The sequence below is a fragment of the uncultured Kocuria sp. genome, from assembly GCF_947500125.1.
Taxonomy (GTDB): domain Bacteria; phylum Actinomycetota; class Actinomycetes; order Actinomycetales; family Micrococcaceae; genus Kocuria.
The window spans coordinates 1-6,456 of the sequence record NZ_CANMRA010000064.1; the positions used below are offsets into that span (position 1 = coordinate 1).

At 68.2% G+C, this 6,456-nt stretch carries 4 protein-coding genes; 3 read left to right on the forward strand and 1 reads right to left on the reverse strand.

Translation table 11 applies throughout. The features are described 5' to 3' along the window. Nucleotides 1-161: 161 nt before the first annotated feature. The 3 genes from Q0817_RS19710 to Q0817_RS19720 all read left to right on the forward strand — a co-directional run bounded on the left by Q0817_RS19710 (nucleotide 162) and on the right by Q0817_RS19720 (nucleotide 5,050). On the forward strand, nucleotides 162-2,210 hold the full coding sequence (locus Q0817_RS19710) for a cytochrome c oxidase assembly protein (RefSeq protein WP_298592097.1): 2,049 nt from the start codon (nucleotides 162-164) through the stop codon (nucleotides 2,208-2,210). A gap of 973 nt (nucleotides 2,211-3,183) precedes the next feature. Beyond that, entirely contained in the window at nucleotides 3,184-3,783 is a 600-nt protein-coding gene (locus tag Q0817_RS19715) for a copper resistance CopC family protein (protein ID WP_298592100.1), read from the forward strand. 247 nt (nucleotides 3,784-4,030) lie between these two features. Next, on the forward strand, nucleotides 4,031-5,050 hold the full coding sequence (locus Q0817_RS19720) for an SURF1 family protein (RefSeq protein ID WP_298592103.1): 1,020 nt from the start codon (nucleotides 4,031-4,033) through the stop codon (nucleotides 5,048-5,050). A 78-nt stretch (nucleotides 5,051-5,128) separates the two neighbouring features. On the opposite strand, the gene Q0817_RS19725 is transcribed toward Q0817_RS19720, so the two are convergent. Then, entirely contained in the window at nucleotides 5,129-5,932 is an 804-nt protein-coding gene (locus tag Q0817_RS19725; protein ID WP_298592106.1) for a WecB/TagA/CpsF family glycosyltransferase, read from the reverse strand. Nucleotides 5,933-6,456: the final 524 nt, after the last annotated feature.

Genomic DNA, 6,456 nt, shown 5'->3' on the forward strand with positions numbered 1-6,456 from the left:
TCGAAAACGCCCACTACACCTCCCTCATCCACGAGGGCCACCCGGTATGAGAGCGGCAGAGAACTTGGGGGGATTCAGGGCAGGCGCACCCCGGGCTGGGCAGGCTGGGCGGTTACAAGGTGAGGCCGTGGCAGCTCGTGGTTGCCTTGGTGGTGGCCTTGGTGGTGTTGATTCTGGCGATGTTCTACAGCGGCTCGGGGGTCGCTCGTCTGGCGGCCGACCCGGGGGCGTTGGTGCGCTGGGGTCTGCCCGTGGTCGAGGTGGTGCACAACAGTGCCTTGGTTGTGGTGCTGGGTTCCCTGCTCTTCGCTCTGGGGGTCGTGCCGAGAACACGTGGTGGGTTCCGCCGCCGCGCAGACGTGCGGAACGGGGGCCAGGAGGCGGAGCACCCGCTGTTCACGGCCACGATGGGTCTGGCCGAGGTGGCGTCGGTGGTGTGGACGGTGGCTGCCGTGGTGGTGCTGGTGCTGTCCTATTCCGATGTGGCGGGGGTGCCGGTGGGCGGGGATGAGGCCTACGCGCAGCAGCTGCTGTACTACGCCACGGATCTTTCCCTGGGGCAGGCGCAGGCGGCGACCGTGGTGGCCGCTGCCGTGGTCACCACCCTGGTCTTCGGCGTCCGGGCCCTGATGGGTCTGTTGCTCACCTTCGTCCTGGCGTGCACGGCTTTGGTGGCGATGGCCCTGACCGGTCACGCCTCCGGAGGCACGGACCACATGGGTGCGGTGAACTCCTTGGGCCTGCACCTGCTGGGCGTGTGTCTGTGGACCGGTGGGCTGGTGGTGCTCGCCTGGCTCTCCCCGCAGCTGAGTGGATCGGCTGCCGGCACCGGCAGCCTGCCGGCAGGGGCCGGCCGTGGCGCTGGTGTTCGGCGTCAGGTGCCGATGGCCGCTGTGGTGCTGCGGCGCTTCTCCAGGGTTGCCTTCGGCGCCTTCTTCTTGGTGTTTCTTTCCGGGACCATCAATGCGGCGGTGCGCATCGGCTCCTGGGAGCAGCTGTTCAGCCCGTACGGGCAGTTGGTGCTGTTCAAGGCCGCCCTGACCCTGGGGCTGGGTCTGGCGGGGTTGGCTCACCGCCGCTGGTTGATCCCTGGTGTGGAGGCCGGCCGTCTCACCGCCCGGCGCGCGGTGTGGCAGCTGGTGGCCGGGGAGGTGCTGGTGATGGGTGCGGTCATGGGCGTGGGCGTGGCCCTGTCGCGCACCGCCCCGCCGGTGCCCGAGGAGATCGCCCCGGATGCCACCCCGGCCGAGCTCCTCACCTGGTACCCGTTGCCTCCCGAGCCCACCGCCGGCTCCTGGTTCACCACCTGGCGGGTGGACCCGCTCTGGTTGGCGGTAGTGGTCTTCCTCGCCGCTGTCTACCTGTGGGCGTTCGTGCAGGTCCGCCGGCGCGGGGACTCTTGGTCGGTGCGGCGCAGCTTCTCTTGGCTGACCGGGCTGGCGGTGCTGTTCTACGTCACCTCCGGTGGGGTCGCCGTCTACGGCCTGGTGCTGTTCTCCGCGCACATGGTCGAGCACATGATGTTGACGATGGTGGTGCCGACCTTCCTGGTGCTGGGGGCGCCGGTGACGCTGGTGCTCAAGGCCCTGGAGCCTCGCCAGGATGGGTCCCGCGGGCCGCGAGAGTGGATCCTGGCCCTGGTGCACTCCAGGTTCTCCAAGATCGTGACGCACCCGATCTTCGCCGGGGTGAACTTCGCGGCCTCGATCGTGATCTTCTACTTCACGCCACTGTTCGGGTTCACCCTGCAGTACCACGTGGGGCACGTGTTCATGATCACCCATTTCTTGATCACCGGGTATCTGTTCATGCTCGTGCTGATCGGCATCGATCCGATCCCGTACCGTCCCGGGCACATGATGCGCCTGATTCTGCTGTTGGCCACGATGGTCTACCACGCCTTCGTCGGGGTGGCGCTGATGGGCTCGGACACCCTGTTGCAGGCGTGGTGGTTCGCGAACATGGGCCGGGATTGGGGTCGTAGCCCGATCGAGGACCAGCAGTTCGGCGGGGCGCTGATGTGGGGGATCGGGGAGTTCCCCACCGTTGTCGTCGCCGTGGTCGTGGCGATCATGTGGGCGATCGAAGGCAAGAAGGAGAACCGTCGCGTGGACCGCCAGGCGGACCGCACCGATGATGCCGAGCTCAAGGTCTACAACGCGATGATGGCCGGACTCGCCGAGCGGGACGAGAACACGAGACGCCCCTGAGCCAGGATCCTGCAGGAAGCCGCGGCCTTTACGGCACCCTGGCGACTGAGGGCGTCACATGCACTGCGGCACAGATCCGGCCGCTGCCCGTCTCCAGGATCTGTCGATTTGGTGGGGCCGTCGCGGGCGGCCACATAATGGAACCGCCAGGGCGACCGACTGATGAGCTGAGGGGGTGGAGGCGTGAGCGCACGGACGCGCCGCCTGGCCCGCGGGTGGGCCGGGGCGGCGATTGCCACCGCCTTCGCCGCTGCCTCCCACCTGGCGGCTGGCGGGGAGGTCCCTCCGGCACTGTTGATGCTGCTGTCCCTGGCACTGTCCGGGCCGGTCTGCATGGCCCTGGCCGGCCGAATCCTTTCCCGCTCCTCGTTGCTCGTCGGCGTGGCAGTCAGCCAGGGCGTTTTTCATGTGCTCTTCACCGTCGCCGGACCCGTGGCCGCCGTGGGTGGCGCGCCCCACCACGCCGTGGGGGCCGACCCTCTCGGGGGCCCGCTCCTGGTGCTTCAGCCGCAGGCTCACGGGGTGCACGGGGACCTCGACATGCTGGCCTTCCACTTACTCGCTGCGGCGGCCACATACGGGTTTCTGCGCCACGGCGAAAAGGCCGTCGTGGCTCTGTTGGACACCCTGCGGTTGCGCGTCGGCCAGCTGTGGCGGGTCCTGTCCGCTCCCATCGTGGTGCACCGACCCCGCCCTGTGCCACAGGGACGCCCGCACACGCTGACGGATCAGTCGTTGCTGCGTCCAGTGCGATCCCACCGCGGACCACCGGCAGCTCGTCGTCGGAGTCTTCCACTCTGGACCGGGCTCGCCGGGCTGTCCACCTGCTGAACACGGTGCCCCAGATCGGGGCCGGCAGTGGCCGTGGGCGGGCAGGACCGACTCGACGACGCACGCACCGCCACCCCGGCAATTGGCTCGGCGGCTCTGTCTGACCCACACTTTTCTTGCCCTCCGAAGGGAATCCTGCGCCATGCTGACCACTATTTCTGCCCTGCGCCGTACCGCCGCCACCCTGGGCGCGGTAGGCGCCCTGACCGCCCTGGGGCTGGCCCCCGCCGCCGCCCACGACGACGTGCTGAGCACCTCCCCCGAGCAGGACGCCGTGCTGGAAACCGCCCCCGAGGAGATCGAGCTCACCTACAGCGGAGAGATCATGGATATCGGCCACCAGGTGCTGGTGACCGATTCCGAGGGGCAGTCCGTGACCGAAGGCCCGCTCGAGCGCGACGGCTCCCAGGTGATCCAGCCCTTGGCCGACACCGGCGCCCAAGACGGGACCTACCAGGTGGTCTGGCGGGTGGTCTCCAGCGACGGCCACCCCATCGAAGGCACCTACACTTACGAGGTGGGCGACGGCGCGGACACCACCACCCCAGCCCCCAGCCTCAGTAGCAGCCCGACCCAGGTCCCTGCTGACAGCTCGGACGGCTCTACCGAGGCCCAGGACGCGGCCGCGCAGGAGAATTCCGAGGGTCTTTCCGGAGGGGCCATCGGCGTCACGGTGGTGGTACTGGCCCTGGTCGTGATCGGGCTTCTGGCCTTGATGTCCCGTCGCCGCCGCAAGAGCTGAGTTCCCACAGCTGGGCCGGCGCAGAGACTCGACGACGGCACAGTCCCCAGGGGCGCGGCGACAGCGGTGCTCCTGGGGCCGCCGCCGACCGTCCCGAGAGCCCAACCGCACACTTTGAGGAGCACGACCGCCGTGAAGTTCGACCGGCTCGGATTGCTGTCACCGCCTATCCCCGCCGCTGCCCCGGCAGGGCCAGATGCTTAGCATTCCTCCCACTGGAACTGCGGTGCGGACGGCGGGGTCCGAGATGAGCACCTATCGTTTCCTGCTCAGCGGCAAATGGCTTGGTTTCTTTCTCCTGGCCTGCGCCGCCGCGGTGGTCTCCGTGTATCTGGGCAGCTGGCAGATGGACCGCAACGACCACCTCGTGGGCGAGAACACGAAGATCGAGCAGAACTACCGCGCCGAACACCTGACCGGGGCGGCCGCCGTGGATCAGTTCGCTGCCCACGATCCCCTCCTCACGTGGCGTCCCGTTCAGCTCACGGGCCAGTACCTGCCCGAAGATCAGGTCTTGGTCCGCAACCGGCCACAAGGGGGCCGGGTGGGATACGAGGTGCTGGTGCCCTTCCGCACCGACACCGGACAGGTGGTCGTCCTGGACCGAGGCTGGATTCCCACCGGCGCATCGGCCGACGGCATGCCCGACGAAGTCCCCGCCCCACCGGCCGGCACCGTGACCGTCTCCGCGCGCCTGCAACCGGGAGAGCCGGCCGTCAGCCGCGGGGCCCCAGAGGGGCAGATTGCCACCATCGAGCTCGAGGAGCTGCGCGAGCGGTGGGACCGGCCGATCGGCACCGAAGCCTACGGGGAGGTCTTCGCCGAGGACCCGGCCCCGGCCGTGGCTCCCGCACCGGCCCCCGAGCCCGAGATCGACTCCGGACCGCACCTGTCATACTCCCTGCAGTGGTACGCCTTCGCCGCCCTGTTCTTCGTGGCCTACGGCTACGCCGCCCGCCAGCAGGCCCGCAACGACGCGTGGGACCGCCAATACGCCGCGGAGATGGAACGCCACATCTCCCAGTTCTACGACGAGGACGGCAACTACATCGGCGAGGGCGACGAAGAACTCGTCATCCGCCAGATGGAGATGGCCGACGACATGCCGGCCCACCTCAAGTCGCTCATGCGACCCAAGCCGCAGCGCCGCCGCACCCACTCCACGTGGGAGGACGAGGAGGACGCGATACTGGACTCCCTGGAGACGGTCGCCGCGGGCCGAAGCGGGAGCGGGATTCCGCTCCGGTCCGCGGACGAATTGCACTGACCCGCAGCGTTGTTGATGCACTCCGACACGAGACGGTGGGCCGGGACGGATAGTCTCGGCTCACCGCTCACGGCCGGCTCAGGAATTGGCGTCCGCCCCTCTGGTGCCCTGCCGGACAGCCTTGGCCGCCAGGAGATAGGCGAGGATCCACGGTTCGACGAGGTACCGGTGGCCCAGCCGCCGCGGCTGGGTGGCCAGCCGGTAGGCCCATTCCAGGCCCAGGGGCCCGAGCCAGCGCGGAGCCGATTTCTGGATCCCGGAGTACTGGTCGATCACCCCGCCGACGGCCGCGTAGATCGCCGTGGGCAACTCCTCCCAGTGCCGGCTCAGGAACTCTTCCTGCAGCGGCATCCCCAGGCCCACGATGACGAAGTCCGGCCGGAACTCCTGGAGGGTTCCGACGATGCGGTCCTCGAGTGCGAGGTTCCACCCTTCGCCGGGCCAGCCCTCGACCGTGCGCTCGGGGTCTCCCGCACGGAGGAGAGCGACCGTGGCGGCGTTGCTTTCGGGGCTCGCGCCAATGACGGCCACGCGCCGCACGGGGGTGCTCCGGATCAGGCCGGGCAACCAATCCATGGTGCCGATACGGTGGCGCCTGGCGCTGAGTGGCCGCCCGGAGCACCACTTGGCCATTTTCAGGATGGGAAAGCCGTCCGTGAGCACCACGTCGGCCTGGTCGTAGAAGGCGCGGAACGTCGGGTTGACCTCCCACGTGTAGAGACTGTGCAGATTGTGGCCGAGGATCACGGTCTTGCGCCGCTCCTCCCAGGTGGCCGCAATCCACCGGTGCAGCTCATTGGTGTCCATCGGTGTCACCCGGATGCCGCTGACCGGGATCTCGATCTCGCCCCGCTTGTCCGTCTGAGTCTGGTACTTGAGCATGTGTTCCCCCACTGGCTCGGCAGTTGCTGCCTCATCGATTGTTGGTCGGCACGTTCGCCCACCGCCGTGGGACTCCCAGATCCTGATTGGCGCATGGGACACGATCCCGTGGGCGCAGCATTCGGGGACACCAGCCCGTGTTCCCCGAATACCCGCCAACATTCACGTTAGCAACGACGGGCCTCCCGGTGTGCCCCCACTTCCGGGTTGCGCCGTCCCCCAATATGTACCTATTTGCATTGATATGCCTCCGTGCATCCAGCGAGGTTGCGTCCTGCAGAGTGGATGCTCTATTGGCGTCAAGGCGCTGTGATGTCGCGTTGGGCGGTCTCGTCGAGCCAGTGCTGACAGCGCTGGAGGAGCATGACGGTGAAAACCATCGAACTCATCGTGGTAGACGTATCTACGTCTCTCCCACCCAGGTGCAGTACCCCTTGCCCTGCTCGCTGTCAACGGTCAGCGGGACTTCCCGGTGGGCGGTCAGGTGATCTCCCCGTGGGCGGACAGCTGATCTCCCTGTCCGC

Coding starts and splice junctions, on each gene's coding strand:
- Q0817_RS19715 (WP_298592100.1), top strand. CDS start 3,184: ATGCTGACCACTATTTCTGCCCTGCGCCGTACCGCCGCCACCCTGGGC.
- Q0817_RS19720 (WP_298592103.1), top strand. CDS start 4,031: ATGAGCACCTATCGTTTCCTGCTCAGCGGCAAATGGCTTGGTTTCTTT.
- Q0817_RS19725 (WP_298592106.1), bottom strand. CDS start 5,932: ATGCTCAAGTACCAGACTCAGACGGACAAGCGGGGCGAGATCGAGATC.